The organism is Dietzia sp. DQ12-76 (assembly GCF_014145045.1).
Classification (GTDB): Bacteria; Actinomycetota; Actinomycetes; order Mycobacteriales; family Mycobacteriaceae; genus Dietzia.
In genome coordinates, this window is sequence record NZ_JAALDV010000523.1 from 1 (window position 1) to 2,827 (window position 2,827).

The 2,827-nt window shown below is 71.7% G+C and carries 2 protein-coding genes and 1 pseudogene; all 3 read right to left on the reverse strand.

From position 1 onward, the window contains the following. Window positions 1-114 precede the first annotated feature (114 nt). Window positions 115-1,278 (reverse strand): molecular chaperone DnaJ, encoded by a 1,164-nt coding sequence (gene dnaJ, locus G6019_RS16045; protein ID WP_182612158.1) that lies wholly within the window; start codon window positions 1,276-1,278, stop codon window positions 115-117. Between the two features lie 63 nt (window positions 1,279-1,341). Beyond that, complete coding sequence (hrcA, locus tag G6019_RS16050; RefSeq protein WP_107756112.1) at window positions 1,342-2,382, reverse strand: heat-inducible transcriptional repressor HrcA; 1,041 nt, start codon at window positions 2,380-2,382, stop codon at window positions 1,342-1,344. A gap of 48 nt (window positions 2,383-2,430) precedes the next feature. Next, a pseudogene (locus G6019_RS16055) lies at window positions 2,431-2,827 on the reverse strand (radical SAM family heme chaperone HemW); the annotation flags it as partial.

Sequence of the window (2,827 nt, forward strand, 5' to 3'; positions counted from 1 at the left end):
CCGGGCCGCACCCGCAGGGCCGAACCGGCGTGTCGCCCCTCGGCCCCGTCCAGTACGGCGGTCTCGCCGACGGCGGGCACCGCGTCGAGCCGGAACAGAGGCGGGGTCACCGGGTCAGTGACCCGCGACCGCGTCGCGCAGCCGTGAGAACAACCCGCCCCGGCGGGCGGTGTCCTCGTTGACGATCTCGGCCGAGTCGCCACCGAGTCGGCGCAGCTGCTCCACGAGGTCCCGCCGCTTGCGGTCCAGCTTGTCCGGGATCACGACCTCCATGTGGACCGTGAGGTCACCGGCACCGCCGCCCCGGACACGTGGCATCCCGCGGCCGGACAGGGTGACCGTGTGCCCGGGCTGGGTGCCGGGCGGGATGTCGATCTCCAGGTCGTCTCCGACGACGGTCTCCAGATCCACCCGGCCGCCGAGGATGGCGTCCACGACCGGGACGCGGACCGTGCAGTGCAGGTCCTCGCCGTCGCGGACGAACACCGGGTGGGTGCGCTCGTTGACCTCGATGTAGAGGTCCCCGGCGGGGCCCCCTCCGGGGCCGACCTCACCCTGACCGGACAGCCGGATCCGCATCCCGCCGCCGACACCCGCCGGGATCTTGGCCGACACGGTGCGGCGCTTGCGGACGCGGCCCTGGCCGGTGCAGTCGCCGCACGGATCGGTGATGATCTCACCGGTCCCCGCGCAGGTGGGGCACGGTCGGCTGGTCATGATGTTGCCCAACAGGGAGCGCTGGACGGACTGGATCTCACCCTGGCCCTGGCACATCCCGCACCTGGCGGGCGGCGCGTCGGTCGCGGAGCCCTTGCCGTGGCAGGTCTCGCAGAGGACGGCCGTGTCGACCTGGATCTCCTTGGTGACGCCGGTCGCGCACTCCGCCAGGGACAGGTTCACACGGATCAGCGCGTCCGACCCCGGCTGCACACGGCTCCTGGGGCCACGTCCGCCGCCACCGCCGCCGCCGCCGAAGAACGCCTCGAACACGTCGCCGAGCCCCCCGCCGGCGCCGAAACCCCCGCCACCGAAGCCGCCACCGAATCCGCCACCGGGAGACGAGTCCAGAGGATCGCCGCCCATGTCCACGACGCGGCGCTTCTCGGGATCGGTGAGCACCTCGTAGATCGCCGTGATCTCGCTGAACCGCTCACGCGCCTCGTCCGACGGGTTGACATCGGGGTGCAACTCGCGGGCGAGCTTGCGGTAGGCGCGCTTGATCTCGGACTCCGAGGCACCTCGATCGACCCCGAGGGTCCCGTAGTAGTCGCGTGACACGTGTCGCCTTTCGTCATGTGGATCAGGTCGGTGGGACGCCGGTCCCGGGTGAGGCTACGGGCGTCAGCGCCCGGACAGGATCTCGCCCACGTAGTGGGCAACAGCGGCGACCGAGGCGATTGTTCCCGGGTAGTCCATCCTGGTGGGCCCGAGCACCCCCATCCCGCCCAGCATCTGGCGCCCGGAACCGTACACGGAGGACACCACGGACGCCCCGCGGATCTCCGCCGACCGGGTCTCCTCGCCGATCTGGACGGTGACCCCGCCGGGGCCCCCCATCCCCACGGACTGCGCCGCCGAGAGCAACCGGAGGATCACGACCTGCTCCTCCAACGCCTCCAGGACGGATCTCAGGGAACCGTCGAAATCGGCCGCGCTGCGGGTGAGGTTGGCGGTACCGCCCAGGACGATGCGGTCGTCGGGCTGCTCCACCAGGGTCTCCACCAGCACCGTCACGCACCTCTCCGCGGCGTCGCGGTACTCCGGCCGCGCGCGCTCGGGGGTGGCCGCCAGCGCCTCGGAGGCGTCGCTGAGCCTCTTGTCCGCCACCGCCTCCGAGAGGAGCGCCCGGAGTTCGGCCAGGTGATCGTCCGTCAGCTCCGCGGCGAGGTCGACGGTCCGCTGGTCCACCCTGCCGGTGTCGGTGATCAGCACCAACAGCAGGCGGGTGGGTGCCAGGCTCACCACCTCGAGATGACGCACGGTGGAGCGCCCCAGCACCGGGTACTGGACGACGGCGACCTGGCGGGTGAGCTGCGACAGCAGCCGCACGGCCCGCCGGAGGACGTCGTCGAGGTCGACGGCACCCTCGAGGAACGCCTGGATGGCCTTACGCTGCGCCCGCGAGAGCGGCGTGATCTCCTCGATCGAGTCGACGAAATGTCGGTAGCCCTTCTCCGTGGGGATCCGTCCGGAACTCGTGTGGGGTTGGACGATGAAGCCCTCCGCCTCGAGCACAGCCATATCGTTGCGGATCGTCGCGCTCGAGACCCCCAGGGAATGGCGGTCGACCAGGGACTTGGAGCCGACGGGCTCGTGCGAGGCGATGTAGTCGGAGACGATCGCGCGCAGGACCTCGGTCCTACGATCGGCCGTACTCGACATCGGTTCCCCTTCTCACTGGCTGCGTACGGACGATTCTAATCCAGCGCGTCAGAGGAGGACGTCGCGCACGACACCGTCCGCCAGCAGCCTGCCCGAGTCGGTCAACGCGTACCCGCCGTCGTCGGCCCCGACCGACGGACGGCGACGCAGCAGGCCCGCCGATACCTGGAGGTCCGCCCGCGCCCGCTCCTGCGCGGTGAAAGCGGCGTCCGGGAGCCCTTCGGCCAGCCGGAGGCCGGTCATGATCCGCTCGAGGTGCCGGTCGGCGTCGGTCAGCCGCTCCCCGCCCTCGACCGGCAGGTCACCGGCGTCGCAGGCGGCCGCGTACCGGGCCGGGTGACGCAGGTTCCACCAGCGGGCACCGGCGACGTGGCTGTGCGCCCCGGGACCGATCCCCCACCAGTCGCCGCCGCGCCAGTACCCCATGTTGTGGCGGCAGTATCCC